23 protein-coding genes are annotated in these 23,248 nt (G+C 59.0%); 15 read left to right on the top strand and 8 right to left on the bottom strand.

The window, feature by feature from the left end; all coding sequences use genetic code 11:
• Positions 1-2 precede the first annotated feature (2 nt).
• The 13 genes from MM194_RS01310 (at position 3) to MM194_RS01250 (ending at position 10,966) form a co-directional block, all read left to right on the top strand.
• Positions 3-368, top strand: coding sequence for a hypothetical protein (locus tag MM194_RS01310; RefSeq protein WP_241342381.1), 366 nt, complete (start codon positions 3-5; stop codon positions 366-368).
• Positions 365-1,210, top strand: coding sequence for a PD-(D/E)XK nuclease-like domain-containing protein (locus MM194_RS01305; protein ID WP_241342380.1), 846 nt, complete (start codon positions 365-367; stop codon positions 1,208-1,210). The genes MM194_RS01310 and MM194_RS01305 overlap by 4 nt, the downstream gene beginning before the upstream one ends.
• On the top strand, positions 1,207-2,187 hold the full coding sequence (bet, locus tag MM194_RS01300) for a phage recombination protein Bet (RefSeq protein ID WP_241342379.1): 981 nt from the start codon (positions 1,207-1,209) through the stop codon (positions 2,185-2,187). The genes MM194_RS01305 and bet overlap by 4 nt, the downstream gene beginning before the upstream one ends.
• Positions 2,188-2,235: 48 nt before the next feature.
• Positions 2,236-3,324, top strand: coding sequence for a hypothetical protein (locus tag MM194_RS01295; RefSeq protein ID WP_241342378.1), 1,089 nt, complete (start codon positions 2,236-2,238; stop codon positions 3,322-3,324).
• 49 nt (positions 3,325-3,373) lie between these two features.
• Positions 3,374-4,114 (top strand): hypothetical protein, encoded by a 741-nt coding sequence (locus MM194_RS01290; protein WP_241342377.1) that lies wholly within the window; start codon positions 3,374-3,376, stop codon positions 4,112-4,114.
• Positions 4,115-4,168: 54 nt separating this feature from the next.
• On the top strand, positions 4,169-5,197 hold the full coding sequence (locus tag MM194_RS01285; protein WP_241342376.1) for a hypothetical protein: 1,029 nt from the start codon (positions 4,169-4,171) through the stop codon (positions 5,195-5,197).
• Positions 5,194-5,424, top strand: coding sequence for a hypothetical protein (locus MM194_RS01280; protein ID WP_042642178.1), 231 nt, complete (start codon positions 5,194-5,196; stop codon positions 5,422-5,424). The genes MM194_RS01285 and MM194_RS01280 overlap by 4 nt, the downstream gene beginning before the upstream one ends.
• 8 nt (positions 5,425-5,432) lie before the next feature.
• Entirely contained in the window at positions 5,433-6,020 is a 588-nt protein-coding gene (locus MM194_RS01275) for an MT-A70 family methyltransferase (protein WP_213343034.1), read from the top strand.
• A gap of 59 nt (positions 6,021-6,079) precedes the next feature.
• On the top strand, positions 6,080-6,256 hold the full coding sequence (locus tag MM194_RS01270; RefSeq protein WP_241342375.1) for a hypothetical protein: 177 nt from the start codon (positions 6,080-6,082) through the stop codon (positions 6,254-6,256).
• Between the two features lie 20 nt (positions 6,257-6,276).
• A complete protein-coding gene (gene rdgC / locus MM194_RS01265; RefSeq protein ID WP_241342374.1) occupies positions 6,277-7,179 on the top strand; it encodes a recombination-associated protein RdgC in 903 nt (300 codons plus the stop codon).
• A 325-nt stretch (positions 7,180-7,504) separates the two neighbouring features.
• Positions 7,505-7,915 carry a hypothetical protein gene (locus tag MM194_RS01260; protein ID WP_241342373.1) on the top strand — a complete coding sequence of 137 codons (411 nt, stop codon included), beginning with the start codon at positions 7,505-7,507 and terminating at the stop codon, positions 7,913-7,915.
• A 142-nt stretch (positions 7,916-8,057) separates the two neighbouring features.
• Positions 8,058-9,311, top strand: a complete 1,254-nt coding sequence (locus tag MM194_RS01255; protein ID WP_241342372.1) for a site-specific integrase — start codon at positions 8,058-8,060, stop codon at positions 9,309-9,311.
• A 62-nt stretch (positions 9,312-9,373) separates the two neighbouring features.
• Positions 9,374-10,966: an ABC-F family ATPase gene (locus MM194_RS01250; RefSeq protein ID WP_033129958.1), complete on the top strand. Its 1,593-nt coding sequence runs from the start codon at positions 9,374-9,376 to the stop codon at positions 10,964-10,966.
• A gap of 219 nt (positions 10,967-11,185) precedes the next feature.
• On the opposite strand, the gene ppiD is transcribed toward MM194_RS01250, so the two are convergent.
• The 6 genes from ppiD to tig form a co-directional block, all read right to left on the bottom strand.
• The gene (gene ppiD, locus MM194_RS01245) at positions 11,186-13,099 is read right to left on the bottom strand and encodes a peptidylprolyl isomerase (RefSeq protein ID WP_241342371.1); all 1,914 of its coding nucleotides are present in this window, start codon (positions 13,097-13,099) and stop codon (positions 11,186-11,188) included.
• A gap of 151 nt (positions 13,100-13,250) precedes the next feature.
• Positions 13,251-13,523, bottom strand: a complete 273-nt coding sequence (hupB, locus tag MM194_RS01240) for a nucleoid-associated protein HU-beta (protein WP_005315375.1) — start codon at positions 13,521-13,523, stop codon at positions 13,251-13,253.
• Between the two features lie 240 nt (positions 13,524-13,763).
• The gene (gene lon, locus MM194_RS01235) at positions 13,764-16,118 is read right to left on the bottom strand and encodes an endopeptidase La (protein WP_241342370.1); all 2,355 of its coding nucleotides are present in this window, start codon (positions 16,116-16,118) and stop codon (positions 13,764-13,766) included.
• Positions 16,119-16,258: 140 nt separating this feature from the next.
• Positions 16,259-17,533: an ATP-dependent protease ATP-binding subunit ClpX gene (gene clpX / locus MM194_RS01230; RefSeq protein ID WP_033129954.1), complete on the bottom strand. Its 1,275-nt coding sequence runs from the start codon at positions 17,531-17,533 to the stop codon at positions 16,259-16,261.
• A gap of 70 nt (positions 17,534-17,603) precedes the next feature.
• Positions 17,604-18,227 carry an ATP-dependent Clp endopeptidase proteolytic subunit ClpP gene (gene clpP, locus MM194_RS01225; protein ID WP_033129953.1) on the bottom strand — a complete coding sequence of 208 codons (624 nt, stop codon included), beginning with the start codon at positions 18,225-18,227 and terminating at the stop codon, positions 17,604-17,606.
• An 86-nt stretch (positions 18,228-18,313) separates the two neighbouring features.
• The gene (gene tig / locus MM194_RS01220; RefSeq protein WP_033129952.1) at positions 18,314-19,624 is read right to left on the bottom strand and encodes a trigger factor; all 1,311 of its coding nucleotides are present in this window, start codon (positions 19,622-19,624) and stop codon (positions 18,314-18,316) included.
• 428 nt (positions 19,625-20,052) lie between these two features.
• Here tig and MM194_RS01215 point away from each other — a divergent pair, with 428 nt between their 5' ends.
• A complete protein-coding gene (locus MM194_RS01215) occupies positions 20,053-20,487 on the top strand; it encodes a YccF domain-containing protein (protein ID WP_033129951.1) in 435 nt (144 codons plus the stop codon).
• Positions 20,488-20,565: 78 nt separating this feature from the next.
• On the top strand, positions 20,566-21,168 hold the full coding sequence (gene yfbR, locus MM194_RS01210) for a 5'-deoxynucleotidase (protein WP_241342369.1): 603 nt from the start codon (positions 20,566-20,568) through the stop codon (positions 21,166-21,168).
• Positions 21,169-21,308: 140 nt separating this feature from the next.
• Here the strand turns inward: yfbR and lolE are convergent, their stop codons facing one another.
• On the bottom strand, positions 21,309-22,550 hold the full coding sequence (lolE, locus tag MM194_RS01205; protein ID WP_241342368.1) for a lipoprotein-releasing ABC transporter permease subunit LolE: 1,242 nt from the start codon (positions 22,548-22,550) through the stop codon (positions 21,309-21,311).
• A complete protein-coding gene (lolD, locus tag MM194_RS01200) occupies positions 22,550-23,233 on the bottom strand; it encodes a lipoprotein-releasing ABC transporter ATP-binding protein LolD (protein ID WP_033129948.1) in 684 nt (227 codons plus the stop codon). Before lolD ends, lolE begins: the two co-directional genes overlap by 1 nt.
• Between the last annotated feature and the right edge of the window lie 15 nt (positions 23,234-23,248).

Genomic DNA, 23,248 nt, shown 5'->3' with positions numbered 1-23,248 from the left:
CCATGACCAACGAAACCGCCCTGCTCGCCCTGCTGGAGAGCCAGGAGGCCGAGGCCAACGCCATGGTTGAATGGATCGCCGAGTGGAGCGAAGAGAACCTCCCGCTGTTGCTGGCCGGCCAGCTCGATACCGACGCTGCCACCCTGCTGGCCGAGGTAAATGCCGAGCGAGCCACCCAACTCAACCAGGCCATCTACCTGCTGATGGTGTCCGGCGACAAGGTGCCACTCACCCTCCAGATCCAGCAAGTGCTGGACGCCGGGCTGAATGCCCTCGCCTCGCAGGCTTGGAGTGAACACGTTGCCGCCCTGCACGACGCAATGAGCGACGAGCAGTGGGAGCAATACCAGCACAGGAGCGCAGCATGAACGCCATCGCAGACACCTCCGCCGCGCACCCGCTTGGTCGGCTGTTCGGCCTCTCCAACGAGGAGTACCACGCTGGCCCCGGGGTCAGCAAAAGCCAGCTCGACCAAATAGCCGAGAGCCCGGCTACCTACATCTGGGCCAAGAACACCCCGCTCGACCAGGAGAAGCTCAAAGCCTTCGACATGGGCAGCGCCATCCACTGCCTGCTGCTGGAGCCGGACGAGTTCAAAGACCGCTTCATTATCGCCCCACCGTTCAACCGCCGCACCAACGCCGGCAAGGCAGAGGAGGCCGAGTTTCTGGCCGGCTGCGCCGAGCTGGGCAAGACGGTGATGGATGCCGAAGAGGGCCGCAAGCTCTACCTGATGCGCGACAGCGTGATGGCCCACCCGGACGCCCGCTGGCTGCTGGAGCAGGAGGGACACAGCGAGGCCTCCTTCTACTGGATTGACCCCCAGACCCAGGAGCTGTGCCGGGTACGGCCAGACCGCCACCTGAGTAATCACCCCGTCATCATTGACGTGAAGTCGGTGGACGACATGAGTCGCTTAGAGCGCCACGTCGAGGAGTTCCGCTACCACGTGCAGGACGCCATGTACTCCGAAGGCTTCCACCGGGTGATGGGCGAGCAGCCGGAATTCGTCTTTCTGGCGGTAAGCACCAGTGTGAACTGTGGCCGCTACCCTGTGCGGGTGCGGCCCCTCCCCGACGACTGGAAGGATGCGGGCAAGGACCTGTTCCGCCGCGACCTCCAGCGCTTCCACGACTGCCGGGTCAACAACGACTGGCACGACTTCAAACCCCTCCAGCGCCCAGCCTGGGCGACAAGGAAAGCAGCATGAGCAACATCACCAGCATCAAACAGCAGGCGGTCGAGAACTTCGCCGCCCAGTTCCCCATTCTCGTCCAGCGAGGCATCGACGAGCCGACCTGGAACGCCCTGTGCAACACCATCTACCCGGGTGCCAACCCCGATTCGGTGGTCATGGCCATCGACTACTGCAAGGCTCGCGGCCTGGACATTCTGCTCAAGCCGGTTCACCTCGTCCCCATGCAGGTGACTGATGCCCGCTCCAAGGATAAGGTCTGGCGGGATGTGCCTATGCCCGGGATCGGGATGTACCGGATCCAGGCTGACCGCTCAGGCAACTACGCCGGTGCTGACGAACCGGTATTTGGTCCGGATGTGACCGAAGAGTTCCAAGACCCCTACAACCAGCAAAACAAGATCAAGGTCACCTACCCGCAGTGGTGCAAATACACCGTCTACAAGGTGGTGAATGGGCAGCGGGTGGCATTCCATGCCTTGGAACGCTGGAAGGAGAACTACGCCACCCAGAGCGGTAAGACTGAGTGTCCCAACGCTATGTGGCGCAAGCGCCCCTATGCCCAGCTGGCCAAATGTACGGAAGCGCAAGCACTGCGCAAAGCCTGGCCGGAGATCGGCAGCGAGCCCACTGCAGAGGAGATGGAGGGCAAGGAGATCGTCATCAACGAGATCCCCGGCAGCCAGCCGACTCAGTCAACCAAGCCGGCAAGCCGAGCCTTGGACGCAATGCGCAATCAAGGCACTGCACCGGTCACCCTGGATCATGAGCAAGCAGCAGAGACTACCGAACAGGTGGATCACGCCAGCGCCTACGCCGACCACTGCGCAGCTATCGAAGGCTCCAGCGAAACCACTGAGTGGCAACAGGCCTACACCGCCGCCTGGACCTGGGCAAACGAAACCGGCGATCAAGCCATCATCAACGGCATCAAGCAGATCGCCGGTGAGCGCAAACGCCAACTCGATGCCGAGCGCGGTAACCATCAATAACCACCCAGGCCCGCACTAAGCGGGCCTATTCAAACCAGAGGACCCACCATGACCGAACAAGCCAAAACCGACACCGCCCAAGCCCAACTGGTTGTCATCGAGCCCACCACCGCTGTCACCTTGTTTACCGAGGGCACTGGGGTGAATGAACTACTGGCCGACATTCGCCAGAAGGCAACCAGCCTGGTGCCAGACACCACTACCACCAAGGGACGCAAGGAGATCGCCAGCATTGCCTATGCCGTGGCCAAGACAAAAACCTACCTGGACGGGCTCGGTAAAGAGCTGACCGACCAGTACAAGGCCATCCCCAGGAAGATTGATGAGCATCGTAAGACCATCCGTGACACCCTTGACGCCCTGAAAGAGGAAGTGCGTGAACCGCTGACCCGGTTTGAAGAGGCCGAGGCTGCCCGGGTTGAAGCCCTGCAATCCCGACTGGTCCACCTCAATGAACTGGGCTCCGCTGCCAGTGTCGAGATCGTAGCGGCCGACCTGCAGGCGATGCTGCTGGAGGTCGAGCAGACCGCGCTGGACGATAGCTGGCAGGAGCTGCTGCCCCAGGCGACCGTGGCCAAGGAACTGGCCGCCAAGCGCCTTGGTGAGACGCTGGCCACCCGGCTGAAATACGAAGCCGAGCAGGCCGAGCTGGAAGTACTGCGCAAGAAGCAGGCCGAGCAAGAGCGCATTGACCGCGAGCGCCTGATAGCCGAGCAAGCCGCAGAGCAAGCCCGCCTCCAAGAAGAGAATCGCCAGCGTCTGGAACGTGAAGCTGCCCAGCATCGCGAGCAGGAAGCACAGCGCCAAACCCAAGCCGCGCTAAAACGCGAAGAGCAGGCCCGGCGTGATGCCGAAGCCGCCGAGCTGGCACGCCAGCAGGCCGAAGAGAACGCCGTGAGCCAGGCAGAAGAGGCCGCCACCCGCGCCGCCGAGCAGGAACGCCAGCACATTGCCGACGAACAGCGTCTCAAGGATGAAGAAAGCGCCCGCCGCCTGGCCGACCGTGAGCACCGCGGCCGGATCAACAGCTCCATCGTGATGGACTTGATGGGGCTGGGTCTCGCTGAGGATGTCGCAGTGAATCTCGTCAAGTACATCGCCAGCAACAAGATCGACCATTTGACCATCAACTACTGATCACCCGCCCCGCCGCCAACGGGGCTTTTGCACTCCCAGAGGACCAACCATGACCGATACCAACGAGTTCACCCCGACCATTGACCCCAGCAACGCCACCGTCCAGGCCATGTTCGGAGCTGTGCTCCAACAGAAGATCCAGGGCGGCGCCCTGGAGCAGGCCCTCAGCAAATACGCAGACAAACTGATCGACGACTGCGCTCAGGATGTCCTGCGCAGCTACAGCGATGTGGGCAAGGCCGTCAAAGAGGCGCTGACCAAGGCCATCATGCCTAACATCGATGATCTGAGCGACTTCCCCAGCTATCACGACTTCGTGACCAAGCGCCTGCGCATGGCAGCGACCGAGTTCTATGACCAGCGCCTGGCAGAGGTGCTGGATAAGGAAATTCAGGAGATCATGAGCGAGCTTCCAGACGAAATTACCTTGTCATGGGTGCTCGATGCGGTTCGCAAATCGATCACCCAATACGGCGAAGGTGATCACGTTGACGAGGAGATGACGCTCATTATCGAAGAATCCTCCTATGGGTATCGTCACATCTACATCGGCAAAGAAGCGGACATGGATAAATACCGCTGCGAATATCAGCTCGACCTCGACAAAGAGGGCTGCATTTACTCCATGAAAATCGACGAGGATAACGTTAAATCCAAGAAGTGTGTTGGCCCATTCTACGGAGCTGAGCGTAAGCTGATGGCCGCCTACGCCATGAAATCCAAGGTGAACCTGGATCAGGGTGAACACCCGCACAACTACGACCTCATTATCGAGAGCTACGACGACTAACCAACCAAAGCCCAGAACTTGCTGGGCTTTTTCTTTCCCAACAGGACCCAGACCATGACCAAGCTGAACCCCAGCGAGGCGACCAGCCTCGCCCTGAATACCCTGAGCACTCAACTTCGGGCCATCCTCCAGATGCCGGACGGCCCGGCCAAGGTCGCCATCGCCAGCTTCGAAACTCTTCTCGCCGCCAACCTGACCATGATCAGCGACGCGGCAAACGAACATATCGACGAGTTCAATGCCCTGATCGGTGAACTGGAGGCCCGGGATCAGGAGATCGAGACCATCACCCAGGAGCACCGCGCGCTCAAGATCCAGAGCTCTCGCCTGATAGCGGCCCGCCGTACCGACGAAGAGATGGTTCGCAAAATTGAGGCCACCAGCGCCCAGATAGCCCATCAACGTGACGCCTACAAACGCGACGCAGAAGAGGGCCGTCGCCACAAACCAGAGCTGGATAAGGCCAAGGCCAGGTTAAAGCGACTCGAAGAATCCGCGGTCAAGCGGGAGGCTGAGCACAACGAGCTCAAGATGAAGCTACAGCGTACAGAATCCCTCCTGATGCGAGCTGCCCGGGGAGTTATCCAGGCCAAGGACTCCGTACAGAACATCCAGCACCGCATGATGCAGGATGGCCTCGAGGCCGAAATAACGATCGAAGTGAAGGGTGTTCATTACTACATCTATCGCCGCCCCTGCATCGTTGCGGAGGCTTTCAAGCCCACGGATGGCCAAGTGGCGAGCCGAGATCACATGTATGTGTTCCGCGTCGAGACCAGTGCCGGTTACCACTGGGATGCCATTCCTCTGGTAGATGGTGATGTGGGTATCGTGAAGCAGCGCGCCATGCCAAAGGAAGTAAAACAGTACCTGGTCAACGAGTACAAGCAGAGCCCCCTGTTTGAACTGGAGCATATTCGCCTGCGTAGTGATGAACTGGATCAGGGGATTGGAAAACTCTCAAACGTCCTGGCGGAGCTCGAGAACATCGGCCACAGCCTGACGCCGCTCAAGGTCAAAGACAGCCTCAAACAGACCAGAGCACGTAAGCTGATAGGCAATGCAGGGAAGAAGGCGGCATGACCTCTATCACCATCACCCAAGAGATAGAGGTTGATATTGACCTCGAAGAAATCGACACCGAAGTGCTAGAGGAAGCTCTCAAGGCTCGCCGCCGGAGTATCTCCGGCATAGAGGTAGGGTCTGAGCTGGTAGATCAGATCTACTACGCGCTGCGCGACAACGATGTCGATACCCTCAAACGCCACTCCGGAACGCTGGTATATGCCGTCTCCGGCCGGATTGTATAGGAGCAGTCATGAAAATTGACATCCTCAATACTGATCGCAAGTACCGCGTGATCTACGCGGATCCCGCCTGGAAATTTGGCAACCGCAACACCGGTGGAAGCATGACCAGCTCGGCCGAGGCGAAGTACACCGTGACCAGCGTCGCCGATATGGCGGCCCTGCCGGTAGCCCAATTGGCCGACGAGAACTGCCTGCTGGTGATGTGGTGGGTAGGCAGCATGCCGCAGGAAGCGATCGACCTGTGCCGTGCCTGGGGCTTCCGCCTGGTGAACATGAATGGTTTTGTGTGGCGCAAGCTGACCAAGGCGAAGCGGATCCCGGTCTTCGGCATGGGGTTCACCACTAGGGCTGGGTCTGAAAGCGCGCTGATCGGTGTGAAGGGCAAGTTGGGACGGCTCATCAAGGACAAGAGTGTCCGCGCAGTCATCGAGGCGCCTGTGGGCCGACATAGCGAGAAGCCAAACGAGTTCCGCGAGGCCATAGAGAGACTATGCGGTGATACGCCGCGCATAGAGCTCTTTGCTCGTCTGGCCGCCCCAGGCTGGGACTGCTGGGGTAATGAAGCACCATCACTGCTGACGCAGTCTGCAGCCTGATACCCCCAAACCATCCACTGCTGACCTCACAGAATCGGTGGATAACTCATAGGACTCCCATGCAAAAAACCGAAAGCCCCTACTGCGGCGCAGTAGTCATTGGGCTCGGCGTCATCATGCCCGACCCCAAGCAACCCGGCACATTTATCCTACCGGGCGGCACTACCTGCGATCGGCAAACCGCCGAAGCCGCAGCCCGCAAACTCCATAACATCCAGGCCAAGCGCCGTAATTAACCAACCATAAGGACCCGACCATGTGGTTTAAGAACCTGCAGCTTTACCGCTTCACCCGCCCATTCGAGTTGACCGCTGAACAGTTGGAAACCCAACTGGAGGCCTTTACCTTCACTCCCTGCGGCAACCAGGATATGTCCCGCTTCGGCTGGACCGCCCCATTCGGCAAATTAGGCAAGGCACTCACCCATTCAGCCGACGGCCAGATCCTCATCTGTGCCCGCAAGGAAGAAAAGATCATCCCGCCCACAGTCATCAAAGAGGCTCTGGCCGAGAAGATTGATGAGATCGAGCTGGAACAGGGCCGAGCCCTCAAGAAGAAAGAGAAAGAGGCACTGAAAGAGGAGCTGCTGCACACCCTGCTGCCCCGGGCTTTCAGCCGCACCTCCAATACCGTCATCTGGATTAACCCGGCCGACGGCTTGCTGATGGTCGATGCCTCCTCTGTTAAGAAGGCTGACGACGTGCTGGCCCTGCTGCGCAAGTCCATCGGCACCCTGCCAGCTGTACCTATCGCCCTCAAGAATCCGCCAGAACTCACCATGACCGAGTGGTTGAATGAGGGGAACCTGCCGGCAGCCTTCACCCTGGAGGAAGAGGCCGAGCTACGCAGTGCCATGGAACATGGTGGCATCGCCCGCTTCAAGCAACAGGACCTGATCACTGACGAAGTGAAAAACCACCTCGCAAACGACAAGCGGGTTACCAAGCTGGCCCTCAGCTGGGGGGAGTCCATCAGCTTCGTATTGGGCGACGACCTCACCATCAAACGCCTCAAATTCAGCGAGGAGCTGCGCGAGCGCAACGACGACATCACCAGCGAGGACCCTGTCGCCCGGCTGGATGCCGACTTCGCCCTGGTGACTGGTGAGTTGGCCCAGTTCATCCCCGATCTGTTCACCGCCCTTGGTGGTGAGGAGTAAAACTGTGCGCTTCCGAGAGCCGATCATCCAACCAGGGTTAACCAGGGAAGAGGCTGCTGATGTACGAGAGCGATACCTGCGAATCAACCCCGGCGCCCGGATCACCATCGACAGCCAACCCGATAACCCCCAGCTCAAGACCTTAATAACCCACCTTCCCGTCCTGCCATTTCGGCGAGTGCGGGATCCTGGTTTTATCGGGTACCGCGGCTGGCGAGCATAGCCGCCGAACCAATCTTGCTCCACCGGATTTGGGGAGCAAGAAATCACGGCCCTTCCTTCAATCCAATTGGCGCCCCATCCTCAAGGACAGGAGGACCGCGCCATGCAACAACTTCAACTGACCATCGACCAGGACAGCCAACTACTCAACGACCTGGTTCGTACCGTTTGCTCCCCCACCCTTTCCCGATCGGCCAAGCTCGCAGAGATCGGCCGCATCCTGGCTCACTTTGATCTGCCTATCGAAGCTCCCAGGGTTAACGGCCAGCTCTGGAGCGCCACCGAACTGGGCAAGGACCTGGGGGTAAGCGCCCAAGCCATTGGCAGGCTCGCCAACCTGCACAAGTTGAAGACTCCGGAGTTTGGAGAGTTCCGCCTTGACCAAGCGTCACACTCACGCAAACAAGTTCAAACCTTCTACTACAACACCCGCGGGCGTTACCGGCTCGCGGAGATGCTTAAATCGAGGACCACATGCGACACAACTACATCTACCCCTGCGCTCGATGGATAAGACCGCGCCTATTCGAAGCACTCACAGGAATGACAGAAAAGGCTGCCGAGGGCCGTCGCCTTAAAGGTGAATGGGCAGAGGGAGTGATCTGGAAATATGGCCCTGACGGACAGGTTCGCTACAGCATTGAGGAGTACGACAAGTGGGTAGAGTCAACGCAGTAGATAACCTGACCACCCTAGTTGCTGGACTGACCGGGATAGAGGTACACGGCAACAAATTGCGACTCTGCTTCAGCTACAAAGGCAACCGCTGCCGCGAAGTCCTCGACATCCCCCTGAGCAAAGCCAACATCAAATTCGCAGCAAACAAACTGGCGGCGATTAAGCACGAGATCGCGCTAGGCAATTTCGACTATGCCAAACACTTCCCAAACTCCAAGGCTCTCGTGCGCCTAGGCATGAGCAATGCCACCAGAATGACCCTGGCTGAGACCGTCACAGCATTTATGGAGAGCGTAGGCCCCACCGTCGGCATCTCAACCAAGCGCTCATACCTTAGCGCCTTTCGTAGAATGACCTTGTTCCTTGGCCAAGACATGCCGATTGCCGACCTGCTCCCCATGCATATCGAGAGGCTACGCAACGATTTGCTCGGCGACTGCCAACCAAGATCAGTCAAGACCTACCTGGGACACGTGGGGAACTTACTTCAGTGGGCTGCGAGGAATGAACTTATCGAGAGAGAGTTTGATGTGCGCGTCCATGCAGCAAAGTTAAGTGCAGGAAAGAGCGCAGATCCTTTCGAGCATTGGGAGTTCCAAAAGTTGCTGGAGGTAACCTCTAACAAGCAATTCAAGAACATACTGTTGGTATTGGCCTACACCGGGATCCGTCCCGGTGAGCTACGCGCCCTCAGTTGGGAGGATGTCGATATGGAACAGCGGGTGATCCACATCCGGCGCAACATCACTCAACAGAAGATGCAGTTCAAACTGCCAAAGACGAATCGCACTCGGATTGTACATCTGATGCCCCCGGCTCTGGTCGCTTTGGAGGAGCAATTTAAGATAACTGGGGCACTTTCGGACGCAAAGATTGACATGCACCTGCCAGGTGGCATGATCGTGCGCCAAACATTGCGCCCAGTTTTTCGTCCAACCAGGCTTGTGCCAGGTAGACCACCGTTTTACTCCGCAGTTTTCCTGGTGGCACCATGGCAAGCAGCAATCAAAAAGTCTGGGGTTCGATATCGTCGTGCCTATCAACTTAGGCATACTTTTGCCAGTTGGAATATTACTGCTCACGGAAATCTTGCGTTCATAGCTGAACAGATGGGCCACAACTCCGCAAGGATGTTGCAAGAGGTCTATGGAAAATGGATCGAATCCGCAAGCCGCAGTGAGGCCGACCTGATCTGGAGTGCAATGCAGAAAAATGGGCATTTGCCCCAATAGCGCCCCAGAATATTCAACCGATGCCGCAGTGCATTGATAATTAAGGATTTTTTTAAAATCATATGTTAAGCAGCAATAACATCACCATGCAGTTCGGCGCCAAGCCGTTGTTTGAGAACATCAGCGTCAAGTTTGGCGGCGGCAACCGCTACGGCCTCATCGGCGCCAACGGCTGTGGCAAGTCCACCTTTATGAAGATCCTCGGCGGCGACCTTGAGCCCACTGGCGGTAATGTGAGCCTGGACGTCAACGAGCGCATCGGTAAGTTGCGCCAGGATCAGTTCGCCTACGAAGAGATGCGCGTACTCGACGTGGTCATGATGGGCCACGTCGAGCTGTGGGCCGCCATCGCCGAGCGTGATGCCATCTACGCGAACCTGGAAGCCACCGACGACGACTACATGAAGGCCGCCGAGCTGGAAGGCACCGTCGCCGAATTCGACGGCTACACCGCCGAAGCGCGCGCGGGTGAATTGCTGCTGGGCGCCGGTATCCCCATCGAACAGCACAACGGCCCCATGAGCGAAGTGGCACCGGGCTGGAAACTGCGGGTGCTGCTGGCACAGGCGCTGTTCTCCAATCCCGACATCCTGCTGCTGGACGAACCGACCAACAACCTGGATATCAACACCATTCGCTGGCTGGAGCAGGTGCTCAACGATCGTGAAAGCACCATGATCATCATCTCTCACGACCGTCACTTCCTGAACTCCGTCTGTACTCACATGGCGGATCTGGACTACGGCGAGCTGCGTGTCTACCCGGGCAACTACGACGAGTACATGACCGCGGCCACCCAGGCTCGCGAGCGTCTACTCTCCGACAACGCCAAGAAGAAGGCCCAGATCGCCGATCTGCAATCCTTCGTCTCCCGTTTCAGCGCCAACGCCTCCAAGTCCAGCCAGGCGACCTCCCGCCTCAAGCAGATCGACAAGATCAAGATCGAGGAAGTGAAGGTCTCCAGCCGTCAGAACCCCTTCATCCGCTTCGAGCAGGAGAAGAAGCTGTACCGCAACATTCTGGAAGTGGAAGGGGTGTCCAAGGGCTACGGTGAGACGCCGCTGTTCAAGGGCCTCAGCATGATGCTGGAAGTGGGCGAGAAGGTCGCCATTCTGGGTACCAACGGCATCGGTAAATCCACCCTGATCAAGACCCTGATGGGCGAACTGGCACCGGACAGCGGCACCATCAAGTGGTCCGAAAACGCCCAGATCGGTTACTACGCCCAGGATCACGCCGAAGACTTCGACACCGATCTCAACGTGTTCGACTGGATGACCCAGTGGAAACAGCCCAACGAAGACGAGCAGGCGGTGCGCTCCATCCTGGGCCGTCTGCTGTTCACTCAGGACGACATCAAGAAGCCGGTCAAGGTGCTGTCCGGTGGCGAGCAGGGTCGCATGCTGTTCGGCAAGCTGATGATGCAGCGCCCCAACATCCTGATCATGGATGAGCCGACCAACCACCTGGACATGGAATCTATCGAATCCTTGAACATGGCGCTGGAGATGTACCAAGGGACCCTGATCTTCGTCTCCCACGACCGCGAGTTCGTCTCCTCCCTGGCGACCCGCATCATGGAGCTGACCGAGAACGGCATCCGCGACTTCGGCGGTACCTACGAGGATTACCTGCGCACTCAGGGCGTGGTGTAAGCACCCTGCCCCGCACTCATCCAATGCAAACCGGCGCCAAGGCGCCGGTTTTTTTATTGCCCCGGATCCCGCCACTGTGCTGCCGACCTGTTCACAACGGGCAGTTGGGGCTGTGTATGAAGCGGGGTTGGGTGGCATATCACACTACCACAGCCCTATTTTGCAGATAAAAAAACGGCCCCATAGTGGGGCCGTTTTCGATGGAGTGCGATGTCGGGTTTATTCGACGGTCGCTTCCACGTCGGTGAAGTACTCGATCTTCGCGGTCTTGCGCAGCTCGTCGATCAGCGACTTGTAGGAGGCCTGTGCCTTGCCCTGGCCAAGCTGGCCTTGCAGCAGGCTGACCATCTGGGACGGCTCCTTGGTCACGTTGACCTTGTCCAGCGCCACCACGACCCGATCGCCATTGGCTTCGGCGACCAGCTCCACGCTCGGCTTGCCATCCTTCGGATGGGGCATGCGGAAGGCTTGGGCCAGCAGGTTCTGATCCATGTCCTGAGTGAAGCGAGCGACGCCGTCATGGGTCTCCACTTTGGCACCCAGTGCGGTCAAGTCGGCCTGGATGTCTTCACCCGCGTGCAGCTTGTCCAGCAGGGCCTGCGCCTTGCTGCGCGCCACTTCGCTCGCCTTGTCGTGCTTGATGGCCGCAACCACCTGCTCCTTGACGTCTGCCAGCGGCTTGGCGGCCTTCGGCTGGTGACCCATGATGTGCAGCACCAGCGCCTTGCCATCTGCCAGTTCAATCACATCGGAGTTGGTGTTGTCATCGCGCAGCTGTTCGGAGAACGCCACCGCCAGCACCTTGGGATCATTGAGCGGTGCAGCCGCATCGGCCTGACTGAAGTAGTCAGAGGAGATGACCTTCAGACCCATGGTCTCGGCGGTGAGATCCAGCGAGTCCGGGTTTTCGAAGCTGCTGTCGGCCATCTTCTGCTGCAGGGCAAAGAACTGCTCCTTGGCCTTGTCGGCTTGCAGACGGCTGATGGTTTCGCTCATCACATCGGCAAACGGCTTGGTCTGAGCGGGCTCGACGGCCAGCAGCTTGATGATGTGGAAGCCAAACGGGCTCTTCACCACGGCGGAGAGATCGCCGGCCTTGGCCAGCTCGAAGGCGGCCTTCTCGAAGGTGGGATCCATGACCCCTTTCTCGAACCAGTCCAGCTCGCCGCCCTTCTTGGCGGAGAAGGTATCGGAGGAGTTGGCCTTGGCCAGCGCGGCGAAGTCTTCACCGCCCTTGGCTTTCACCAGCAACTCGCTCGCCTTCTGCTCGGCAGCTTTCTCATCCTTGCCAAACGGGATCAGGATGTGTGCTACCTGGCGACGCTCGGCACGCTGGAACTGGTCCTGGTGCTGATCGTAGTAATCCTGGGCATCCTGTTCGCTGACCTTGATTTCCTTGCCAAGATTGGCCGCGTCCAGCAGCAGGTAGTCGACCTTGACCTTCTCGTCGTTCATGAAGCGGGCACTGTTGGCCTTGTAGAACTGCTCTACCTCGGCGTCGGTCACCTCGACCTCATTCATGTAGGCGGCGGCGCTCAGGCGCACCAGGCGCAGATCGCGGGTCTGGTTATAGAGTCTGTCGAGCTGTTCGGCTTCACCCTTGAGCGCAAATTCGGAACCCAGCAGGGCCCCCATCAGTTGCTGGCGCACCATGTCCTGGCGCAGGGAGTCGCGGAACATCTCCGGCGTCATGCCGGCGCGGCGGATCAGCTGCAGATAGCGCTCGTTGTTGAACTTGCCGTCTTCGACAAACTCCGGCATGGCGACGATGGCCTGCTTGATCTGCTCGTCGCTGACGCGCAGGCCGAGTTCGCGGGCCTTGCCATCGATCAGCGCCTGATCGATCAGCCGGTCCAGCACCCCACGGCGGAACTGTTTCATGTAATCGGGGTTGGCAGCCATCTGATTGAAGGCCTCACCCATTTGAGATTCCATGCGGGCCCGCTCGTTGCGATAGGCATTCTCCAGTGCGGGAGCACTGATGTCATTGCCATTGACGGTAGCGGGGGCGGTACGTGCCGGGCCATTGAGGTAGCTGCCTACCCCGGCCAAGGCAAAGGAGAGGATGATCAGGCCCAAGATAACCTTGGCTACCTTGCCCTGCGCCCCTTCGCGTAGTTTATCCAACATCATGTTTGTACTTATGCTCCCGAACTCGATGGGCGTAAATAATGAAAAGGCGCACCGATTGCGATGCGCCTTGGTCAATCAGTATGAGGGAGAGCCCTCTCACTTGTCTGGTCTGCGACCAAGGACGGTGGCCGATGTGAAATCAGCGCCCGGCTTAGTTGACCGCGTCTTTCAGGGCCTTGCCGGCTTTGAAGGCAGGAACTTTACCGGCGGCGATTTCGATGGTCGCACCAGTTTGCGGGTTACGGCCAGAACGAGCAGCACGCTCGCGAACTGCGAAAGTACCGAAACCAACCAGCGCAACCTGGTCACCCTCTTTCAGAGCTTCACCTACTGCATCGATGAAGGCATCCAGCGCACGGCCAGCAGCGGCTTTGGAGATATCAGCACCGTCTGCAATCTTGTCAATCAGTTGAGATTTATTCACTCTTATATTCCCCTTTTATCGAACATCGCTGCGGCGCTGATTTCCCTGGCCACAACAAGTGGAGGTTTTATAGCAAGCCTCCTGATCAGTTGCAAGTGACAATCTGGCGCAAACCCGCGCCACATCACGCATTGCGACTCATCATGAGTACCCGATCGGTGGTCAAGGCTACTTCCGTTATCCGGCGCATGCAAGCCTTTACCACCTCCCGAATGCGCCAAATTTGCGGCGCATCAACATTTACACGACAGAAACGCGTTCGAAACCCTGCGGATTGTCCTGCAACGCCAGCGCCAACACCTCATCAATCCAGCGAACCGGATAAATTTCAAGATCTTGTTTGACGTTGGCCGGGATCTCTTCCAGGTCACGGGCGTTCTCAAACGGGATCAACACCCGCTTGATACCGCCACGGTGGGCCGCCAGCAGCTTCTCTTTGAGGCCACCGATGGGCAGTACCTCACCGCGCAGGGTGATCTCCCCGGTCATGGCCACATCGGCGCGAACCGGGTTGCCGGTCAGGCTGGAGACCAGGGCGGTACACATGGCGATACCGGCGCTCGGGCCATCCTTCGGGGTCGCCCCTTCCGGCACGTGCACGTGGATGTCGCGCTTCTCGTAGAAGTCGGCATTGATGCGCAGCTTCTCGGCACGGGCCCGCACTACCGTCATGGCCGCCTGGATAGACTCCTGCATCACGTCACCGAGGGAACCGGTGTAGGTGAGCTTGCCCTTGCCCGGCACGTTGGTGGTCTCGATGGTGAGCAGATCGCCCCCCACCTCGGTCCAGGCCAACCCGCACACCTGACCTACCTGGTTCTGATCGGTGGCCTTGCCGTAGTCGAAGCGCTGCACCCCGAGGAATTCCTTGAGGTTGTCCTGATTGACCTGAACATGCTTGATGCTCTTGTCCAGCAGGATGCGTTTGACTGCCTTGCGACAGATCTTGGAGATCTCGCGCTCCAGGCTACGCACCCCCGCCTCGCGGGTGTAGTAGCGGATCACGCCGATCAGCGCCGAGTCTTCGATGGTGATCTCGGACTCTTTCAAGCCGTTGCGCTGGATCTGCTTGGCGACCAGGTGCTGTTTGGCGATGTTGAGCTTCTCGTCCTCGGTGTACCCGGACAGGCGGATCACTTCCATCCGATCCAGCAGCGGACCCGGGATGTTCATGGAGTTGGAGGTGGCCACGAACATCACGTCCGACAGGTCATAATCCACTTCCAGATAGTGATCGTTGAAGCTGTTGTTCTGCTCCGGATCCAGCACTTCCAGCAGGGCTGAGGCGGGATCGCCGCGCATGTCCGAGCTCATCTTGTCGATCTCGTCGAGCAGGAACAGCGGGTTCTTCACGCCGATCTTGGCCATCTTCTGGATGAGCTTGCCGGGCATGGAGCCGATGTAGGTGCGGCGGTGACCGCGGATCTCCGCCTCGTCACGCACACCACCGAGCGCCATGCGCACATACTTACGACCGGTCGCCTTGGCGATGGACTGACCGAGCGATGTCTTGCCCACACCGGGAGGCCCAACCAGACAGAGGATGGGGCCCTTGAGCTTGTTGACTCGCGCCTGCACCGCCAGGTACTCGAGGATGCGATCCTTGACCTTCTCCAGGCCATAGTGATCCGAATCCAGCACTTCTTGTGCCTTGGCGAGATCCTTCTTGACCTTGGAGCGGGCCTTCCAGGGCACCTGTACCATCCAGTCCACGTAGCTGCGCACCACAGTGGCTTCCGCCGACATGGGGGACATCATCTTCAGCTTGGCGAGCTCGGCCAGGGCCTTCTCACGGGCATCCTCCGGCATTCCCGCCTCTTCAATCTTGCGATTGAGGGCCTCGAATTCGTCCGGACTGTCTTCCAGCTCACCCAGTTCTTTCTGGATCGCCTTCATCTGCTCGTTGAGGTAGTACTCGCGCTGGCTCTTCTCCATCTGCTTCTTGACCCGGGAGCGGATGCGTTTTTCGACCTGCAACAGGTCAATCTCCGACTCCATCATGGCCATCAGAAACTCGATGCGCTCGGACACAGAGGCGATTTCCAGCACCTTCTGCTTGTCTTCGAGCTTGAGCGGCATGTGCGCGGCCATGGTATCGGCCAGGCGCGCAGCGTCATCGATCGCCGAGATCGAGGTCAGAACCTCGGGCGGGATCTTCTTGTTGAGCTTGATGTAACCTTCAAACTGACCGATAGCGGAGCGCACCAGCACATCCTGATCCTTCTCCTCGATGGCGGCAGACGCTATGTACTGCGCCTCCCCGACGAAGAAGTCCTTGTCATCGATCATCCGCTCAAGACGGGCACGCTGGCCCCCTTCCACCAGCACCTTGACGGTGCCGTCCGGCAGCTTGAGCATCTGTAAAATATTGGCCACTGTCCCGACGGAGAAGATCTCCTCCACCGTTGGCTCGTCAGTCGACGCATCTTTCTGGGCCACCAGCAGGACTTTCTTGTCCTGCTCCATGGCCGCTTCCAGACAGCGAATGGATTTTTCCCGCCCCACGAAGAGTGGAATGACCATGTGGGGGTAAACCACCACGTCACGAAGAGGCAGGACGGGAATCTCGATGCGTTCTGAACGCTCTAGGTTCATATATGTCCTCTCGGCTTGTTATACCGTTGGCAAAGCACGTGGCTGAGTATATGGGGGCGCGAAGATGAGATTCAATCGCCTTGGCCGTAAAAAGCATGAAAGGGGCAAAAAGCCCCTTTATGTGATTAAAGATCAGCCAGTTACTCTGAGGCGGCAGCCTGAGTCTCGGGATTGTCGTAGATCATCAGCGGGGCGGAATCCCCCTTGATCACCGTCTCGTCGATCACCACCTTGCTGACCCCTTCCAGGGAGGGCAAGTCATACATGGTGTCGAGCAACACGGCTTCGACGATGGATCTCAGACCCCGGGCACCGGTTTTACGCTCCATCGCCTTGCGCGCAATGGCGTTCAGGGCGTCGTCACGGAATTCCAGTTCCACCTCTTCCAGCGCGAACAGGGCAGCATACTGCTTGGTCAGCGCGTTCTTCGGCTCTTTCAGGATCTGGATGAGGGCAGCCTCGTCGAGCTCGGTGAGCGTCGCCACCACCGGCAGACGACCGATGAACTCGGGGATCAGACCGTATTTGATCAGATCTTCCGGCTCCACCTTGGCAAAGTTCTCGCTCAAGGTCGCCTTGGCATTCTTGGACTTGACGTCGGCGCCAAAACCAATGCCGGTCCCCTTGACGGAACGCTGCTCGATCACCTTGTCCAGACCGGCGAAGGCGCCACCACAGATGAAGAGGATCTTGGAGGTATCGACCTGCAAGAACTCTTGCTGCGGATGCTTGCGGCCTCCTTGCGGCGGCACGGAAGCGACAGTGCCCTCGATCAGCTTGAGCAACGCCTGCTGCACCCCTTCCCCGGACACGTCGCGGGTGATGGAGGGGTTGTCCGACTTGCGGGAGATCTTGTCGATCTCGTCGATGTAGACGATGCCACGCTGGGCCTTCTCCACGTCGTAGTCGCACTTTTGCAGCAGCTTCTGGATGATGTTCTCCACGTCCTCGCCCACGTAACCGGCTTCGGTCAGGGTGGTGGCATCGGCCATGGTGAAGGGCACATCCAGCAGACGAGCCAGCGTCTCGGCCAGCAGGGTCTTGCCACTGCCGGTCGGACCGATCAGCAGGATGTTGGACTTGCCAAGCTCCACACCACCGGCTTCGCTACCGCTGCGCAGACGCTTGTAGTGGTTGTAAACGGCCACGGCCAACACCTTCTTGGCGTACTCCTGCCCGATCACATAGTCATCCAGGTGCGCACGAATTTCATGAGGGGTCGGCAGTTCGCTACCATCGCGCTTGGGGGAGATCTCGCGGATCTCCTCGCGGATGATGTCGTTGCACAGCTCGACACATTCATCACATACGTAGACGGAAGGGCCCGCGATCAACTTGCGCACTTCATGCTGGCTTTTGCCGCAAAAAGAGCAATAAAGCAGCTTGTCGCCCTCACCCTTGCGTTTCTCTGTCATTCAGCAACCTCGTTCTATCAATAGAGGATGGATCGTTCTGTTGAGTTTACAACAGTCCGGAATACCCTGCTCAGCCACGCTGGCTCAGGATGCCATCGACCAGGCCATAGGCCACAGCCTGCTCGGCCGACATGAAGTTGTCACGGTCGGTGTCACGCTCGACGGTGGCCATGTCCTGCCCGGTATGGAAGGCCAGACGCTCGTTCAGGGTATTCTTGATCTTCAGGATCTCCTGGGCATGGATCTGGATGTCAGATGCCTGGCCCTGGAAACCGCCAAGGGGTTGGTGGATCATCACGCGGGCGTTCGGCAGGCAGAAACGCTTGCCCTTGGCACCACCGGCCAGCAGGAAGGCCCCCATGGAGCAGGCTTGCCCCATGCAGACGGTGCTGACATCCGGCTTGATGAACTGCATGGTGTCATAAATGGACATCCCCGCAGTGACGGCACCACCCGGTGAATTGATGTAGATGCTGATGTCCTGATCCGGGTTCTCGGATTCGAGGAACAAGAGCTGAGCCACCACCAGATTCGCCATGTGATCTTCAACCTGACCGGTCAGGAAGATCACCCGCTCTTTGAGCAGACGGGAATAGATGTCGTAAGAACGCTCACCCTTAGCCGTTTGCTCGACCACCATAGGGATGAGCGCATTGCGTGGGGATTCAGTCACATCGTTATAGTTCTTGTACATAAGGCATTGTCCCTAAAATAAAATGGCCCGAGTGGAGATCACACGAGCCATTATACTTAACAGTTTTGACCTTAAGTCAAATGTTCTTAGGCAGCGGCACCGGACTTGTTGATCACTTCGTCAAAGGCCACTTCTTTCTCGGTCACTTGAGCCTTGGACAGGATCAGGTCGATGGCTTGATCTTCCACCGCCAGATTGCGCACGCCGTTCAGCATTTGCTCGTTCTGTTGGTAGTACTCGATCACTTCCTTCGGATCTTCGTAGGCGGTGGCCATGGATTCGATGATGCTGGTCACACGGGCGTCGTCAGCCTTGATCTCGTTTGTGCGGATGACGTCACCCAGCAGCAGGCCAACGCGCACACGGCGCTCGGCTTGCGCCTGGAACAGCTCGGCCGGCAGCTCGGGAGCGTTACCGCCCTGGAAGCCACCGAAGCGCTGCAGCGCTTGCTGACGCAGGGTGTCGATTTCCTGGGCAACGGCAGCCTTCGGCAGATCGATCTGGTTGGCTTCAACCAGGCCGTTCAGCACTTGCTCTTTCACGCTGTTTTTCAGGGCTTGAGCCAGCTCGCGCTCCATGTTCTTGCGCACTTCGGCCTTCAGCTCGTCAACGGAACCGCTCTCGATGCCGAAACGCTTGACGAACTCTTCGGTCAGCTCAGGCAGAACCTGCTCTTCCACCTTGATCAGCTTGGAGGCAAACTTGGCCGCCTTGCCTTTCAGGTTTTCGGCGTGGTAGTCAGCCGGGAAAGTCACCTCGATGGTGAACTCGTCGCCTGCTTTCTTGCCCAGGATGGCATCTTCGAAGCCCGGGATCATGCGGCCAGCGCCCAGCTCCAGGGAGAAGCCTTCGGCCTTGCCGCCGTCGAACTCTTCACCGTCGATGGAACCAACGAAGTCCAGGGTGACACGCATGCCATTGGCGGCAGCGGCGTCAACATCGGTCCAGGTAGCGTGTTGCTTGCGCAGGGTGTTGATCATGTTGGCCAGATCTTCATCCTTGACGGTCGCAACCGGCTTCTCAACCTTGATGGTCTCGAGGCCTGCAACTTCAAACTCCGGGTACACTTCGAAAGTAGCGGTGAATTCGAAATCCTGGCCTTCCTTGATCTCTTTCGGATCCATGGTCGGCGCACCGGCCGGGCTCAGTTTGTTTTCGATGATGGCTTTGATGAAGTTGTTCTGCATCATTTCATCGGCAACGCGGGCATGAGCCATGGCGCCGAACATCTTCTTGATGATGGCAACCGGAGCCTTGCCAGGACGGAAACCGTCGATGCGACGAGTCTTGGCCAGGCCATTCAATTCTTTACGCACGGCGGCGTCAACGGTAGCAGCCGGTACTGTGATGGTAAGACGGCGTTCCAGACCTTGGGTTGTCTCTACAGAAACTTGCATTCTTTTACCTCGTTCAACTCAGCACTGTGTGCTGACCCTTTATTGCCCCTGGGCAAAGCCCCGGAGTCTTCCTGTTTATAAAGACAACGACTGTCTTTGTGATGAGAAAATATGACGCGACATTATAGCGGCGCACATTGGTCGCGTCGAGCCGCACATCCCCCATCCGGGGCACAGACAGCACAATTTGCGCAAGACTGCCCTCTATATGGGGAAAGCGGGCGCCGAGTTCAAGTAACGGATTAGCAATATTTTGCACTTGCTCACTCTTTTGTGGCCAAGTCCCGGTTTTTTTCATCCACATCGCCACCAAGCCCCCCTCTCTTGGGGGCTGCGACCCAAATTGTCCACCTTCTCGCATCAGCCATTGCGTCCCCGAGTACGGATCGCTATGGTGACAACCAACTTATGAGTCTGGAGTGACCCAAATGTCCTTTTTTCGCTTCTTGTTTAACCTGATCTGGTTTGTGCTGGGGGGCGTCTTCATGGGGCTGGCCTGGTGGCTGGCCGGGCTGCTCTGCTTCGTGTCCCTCATCGGGATCCCCTGGGGTCGCGCCTGCTTCGTCATCGGCACCTTCACCTTCTTCCCGTTCGGCAAGCAGGCGGTGAGCCGCAAGTCCATGACCGGCCAGAGCGACATCGGCACCGGCGCCCTGGGGCTCGTCGGCAACATCCTCTGGTTCCTGGTGATCGGGGTCTGGCTCGCCATCGGCCACATCGCCTCGGCCCTCGCCTGTTTCGTGACCATCATCGGCATCCCGTTCGGCATCCAGCACCTCAAGCTCGCCTTGATAGCGCTGGCCCCCATCGGCCAGATGATAGTGACCAACCACGAGGCCGAATCCGGTCGCTATATCCGCTGACAGCCAAGACGTGAACCGACGTGAAAAAAAGGGCAGACTAGGGTCTGCCCTTTTTCATTGTCATCTCTCGAGGTCTTCATGCTGCCCAGCCACTTCTTCGCCAACCTCGCCCGTATGCGGCTCATCTACCGCTGGCCCCTGATGCGCAACATCCAGCCCGAAAACATCGCCGAGCATAGCCTGCAGGTCGCCATGGTAGCCCACGCCCTCGGGGTCATCAGCAACCGGTTGTTTGAGGGGAATGTCGATGCCAACCGCGCCGCCGTGATGGCGCTCTACCACGACAGCAGCGAGGTGCTGACGGGCGACTTGCCCACCCCCGTCAAGTATTTCAACCCCGAGATAGCCCGTGAATACAAGAAGATAGAGCTCGCGGCCGAGCAGCGCCTGCTGGGGATGCTGCCGCCGGAGCTCATCGAGGACTTTCGTCCCCTGCTCGACTCTCGCGTACAATCGGCCGCCCAGGACGGCGATCTCGCGAAGCTGGTGAAGGATGCGGATACCCTCTGCGCTTATACAAAATGTCTGGAGGAAATCAACGCCGGCAACCGGGAATTTGAGCCCGCCCGCAAGCGGCTTGAGCAGATGCTGGACGCACGGATGAACCCGGCCATGCGCTACTTTATCGACGTGTTCGTGGCGAGTTTCTCACTGCCTCTCGATGAATTGAATGCGCACTAACACTGCCTTTAAGCATTCCTGCATTGAATCGAGCCTTCAGGTAGCCTAAACGCAAAGCAAACTTCTTTTGTTCATCCAAAACAAAGGGCCCCGACGGGCCCTTTTTGTTATGTCATCTGTTGTCATGTCACCACTGGCATTCAGTGCCCCAACTCCCGGGACGGCACCAGACCGCTCGCCCGCCAGGCGGGGTAGAGGGTCGCCAGCAGGCTCATCAGGATGGCGGCACTGGTGACTATCACCAGATCCTGCAGGTGCAGCTCGGTTGGCAGGAAGTCGATGAAGTAGATGTCCGGGTTGAGGAAGCGATGGCCGATGAGCTTTTCGATAACGCTCAGGATCTGGGTCAGCTTGCTCGACAGCAGGCCGCCGAGCAGGGCCCCGAGCAAGGCGCCCGCCACCCCGTTCACCATCCCCTGGATGACGAAGGTGAGCCGGATCTGGCCGGGGCTCGCCCCCATGGTCTTCAAGATGGCGATCTCGCTGCGCTTCTCGTTCACCGCCATCACCAAAGTGGAGACAATGTTGAAGCAGGCCACCGCCACCACCATCAGCATCACCACGTACATGACGGTGCGCACCATCTGGATGTCTTGATAGAGGTAGCCCTGACGGCTCATCCAACTGCTGATGTAGACGTAGTGCGGGAACTTGCTCGCCGCCGCCACCGTGATGGACTGCGCCTTGAGCACATCATTGACCTTGAGGCTGAAGCCCTCCACCGCGCTGCCCATGCCGGTGATGGCCTGGGCATCGGTCAGGTGCATAAAGCCGAGCAGGCCGTCGAGTTGGCCGCCGATCTCCAACAGCCCCACCACCTTGAGCGCCTCCCGCTTGGGGTTCTTGATGCCCGCGGCATCCCCCCCCTGCGGCAGCAGCAGGGCGACGGTGTCACCAATGGCGACGCCCAGCTTGTCCGCGATGGTCTTGCCGAGGATCACCCCCTGCTCGCCCGGTTGCAACTCGCGCAGACCGCGGCCCGTCATGTAGTTGCCCGCGTCCGACAGGTTCGCCTCCAGCTCCGGCAGCACGGCGCGCAGTTGCACCCCCTTCAAGGCGGAGCCGTGCTCCAGCAGGCCATCGAGACGGATGACGGGGGCGGCGGCTTCGATGCCGGGCTGGGCCAGCAGGTAATCCCGCAGCCTGGGCCAATCGGGCAGCGGTGCCTCCATGCCGACGAGCTCGCCGTGAGGCACCACCGAGAGTACCCGGTTCTTGAGCTCGCGCTCGAAGCCGTTCATGGCGGAGAGGCCGAGGATCAGCGCCATCACCCCGAGGGCGATGCCGATGAGGGAGGAGGCCGAGATGAAGGCGATGAAGCCGTTGCGACGGCGGGAGCGGCTATAACGCAGGCCCAGAAACAGGGGCAGCGGTTTGAACATCAGGCGACCTCCGCCATGATGCCGCTCACCAGGGTCACCCGCCGGTGCAGCTTGGCGGCCAGGCTCAAGTCGTGGGTGACCACCACGAAGGCGGTGCCCAGCTCCCGATTCAGCTCGCACAGCAGCTCGTAGACGGCGGTGGCGCTGGCGTGATCCAGGTTGCCGGTGGGCTCATCCGCCAGCACCAGGCTCGGTTCGTTGACCAGGGCGCGGGCGATGGCCACCCGCTGGCGTTCGCCACCTGAGAGCTCGGACGGTCTGTGGTGCAGGCGATGGGAGAGCCCCACCCGCCCCAGCATCCGGGTCGCCTTCTCGCTGGCACTGGCCACCGATTCCCCGGCGATCAGCAGCGGCATGGCGGTGTTCTCCAGCGCGGTGAACTCGGCAAGCAGGTGGTGGAACTGATACACAAACCCCAGCTCCTGATTGCGGAATCTCGCCTGGGTACGGCTGTCCCAGTGATGGATGTCCTGCCCCTTGAACAGCACGGCGCCGCTGGAGGGGTTGTCGAGCGCCCCCATCAGGTGCAGCAGGGTGGTCTTGCCCGATCCCGAGCTGCCCACCACCGCCAGCATCTCGCCGGGGGCCACGGACAAGTCTATCCCCTTGAGCACTTGCGTCTCGAGATTGCCCTCTTGATAGACATGATTCAGGGCCTCGCAGCGCAGCAAAGGTTCATTCATAGAGGGGACTCCACT

The organism is Aeromonas sp. MR16 (assembly GCF_022549315.1).
In the GTDB taxonomy this organism is placed as follows: domain Bacteria; phylum Pseudomonadota; class Gammaproteobacteria; order Enterobacterales; family Aeromonadaceae; genus Aeromonas; species Aeromonas aquatica.
Note: the sequence above shows the minus strand (reverse complement) of the source record. Positions and strands in the feature narration are given on the sequence as shown.

Excerpts from the sequence above, each read along its gene's own strand:
- clpX (WP_033129954.1), bottom strand. The coding sequence starts at position 17,533 with ATGACAGAGAAACGCAAGGGTGAGGGCGACAAGCTGCTTTATTGCTCT.
- lolD (WP_033129948.1), bottom strand. The coding sequence starts at position 23,233 with ATGAATGAACCTTTGCTGCGCTGCGAGGCCCTGAATCATGTCTATCAA.
- MM194_RS01260 (WP_241342373.1), top strand. The coding sequence starts at position 7,505 with ATGCAACAACTTCAACTGACCATCGACCAGGACAGCCAACTACTCAAC.
- yfbR (WP_241342369.1), top strand. The coding sequence starts at position 20,566 with ATGCTGCCCAGCCACTTCTTCGCCAACCTCGCCCGTATGCGGCTCATC.
- lon (WP_241342370.1), bottom strand. The coding sequence starts at position 16,118 with ATGAACCTAGAGCGTTCAGAACGCATCGAGATTCCCGTCCTGCCTCTT.
- lolE (WP_241342368.1), bottom strand. The coding sequence starts at position 22,550 with ATGTTCAAACCGCTGCCCCTGTTTCTGGGCCTGCGTTATAGCCGCTCC.
- MM194_RS01280 (WP_042642178.1), top strand. The coding sequence starts at position 5,194 with ATGACCTCTATCACCATCACCCAAGAGATAGAGGTTGATATTGACCTC.
- MM194_RS01250 (WP_033129958.1), top strand. The coding sequence starts at position 9,374 with ATGTTAAGCAGCAATAACATCACCATGCAGTTCGGCGCCAAGCCGTTG.
- MM194_RS01305 (WP_241342380.1), top strand. The coding sequence starts at position 365 with ATGAACGCCATCGCAGACACCTCCGCCGCGCACCCGCTTGGTCGGCTG.
- ppiD (WP_241342371.1), bottom strand. The coding sequence starts at position 13,099 with ATGATGTTGGATAAACTACGCGAAGGGGCGCAGGGCAAGGTAGCCAAG.
- rdgC (WP_241342374.1), top strand. The coding sequence starts at position 6,277 with ATGTGGTTTAAGAACCTGCAGCTTTACCGCTTCACCCGCCCATTCGAG.
- MM194_RS01290 (WP_241342377.1), top strand. The coding sequence starts at position 3,374 with ATGACCGATACCAACGAGTTCACCCCGACCATTGACCCCAGCAACGCC.
- MM194_RS01285 (WP_241342376.1), top strand. The coding sequence starts at position 4,169 with ATGACCAAGCTGAACCCCAGCGAGGCGACCAGCCTCGCCCTGAATACC.
- MM194_RS01275 (WP_213343034.1), top strand. The coding sequence starts at position 5,433 with ATGAAAATTGACATCCTCAATACTGATCGCAAGTACCGCGTGATCTAC.
- bet (WP_241342379.1), top strand. The coding sequence starts at position 1,207 with ATGAGCAACATCACCAGCATCAAACAGCAGGCGGTCGAGAACTTCGCC.
- clpP (WP_033129953.1), bottom strand. The coding sequence starts at position 18,227 with ATGTACAAGAACTATAACGATGTGACTGAATCCCCACGCAATGCGCTC.
- MM194_RS01295 (WP_241342378.1), top strand. The coding sequence starts at position 2,236 with ATGACCGAACAAGCCAAAACCGACACCGCCCAAGCCCAACTGGTTGTC.
- MM194_RS01270 (WP_241342375.1), top strand. The coding sequence starts at position 6,080 with ATGCAAAAAACCGAAAGCCCCTACTGCGGCGCAGTAGTCATTGGGCTC.
- MM194_RS01215 (WP_033129951.1), top strand. The coding sequence starts at position 20,053 with ATGTCCTTTTTTCGCTTCTTGTTTAACCTGATCTGGTTTGTGCTGGGG.
- tig (WP_033129952.1), bottom strand. The coding sequence starts at position 19,624 with ATGCAAGTTTCTGTAGAGACAACCCAAGGTCTGGAACGCCGTCTTACC.
- MM194_RS01310 (WP_241342381.1), top strand. The coding sequence starts at position 3 with ATGACCAACGAAACCGCCCTGCTCGCCCTGCTGGAGAGCCAGGAGGCC.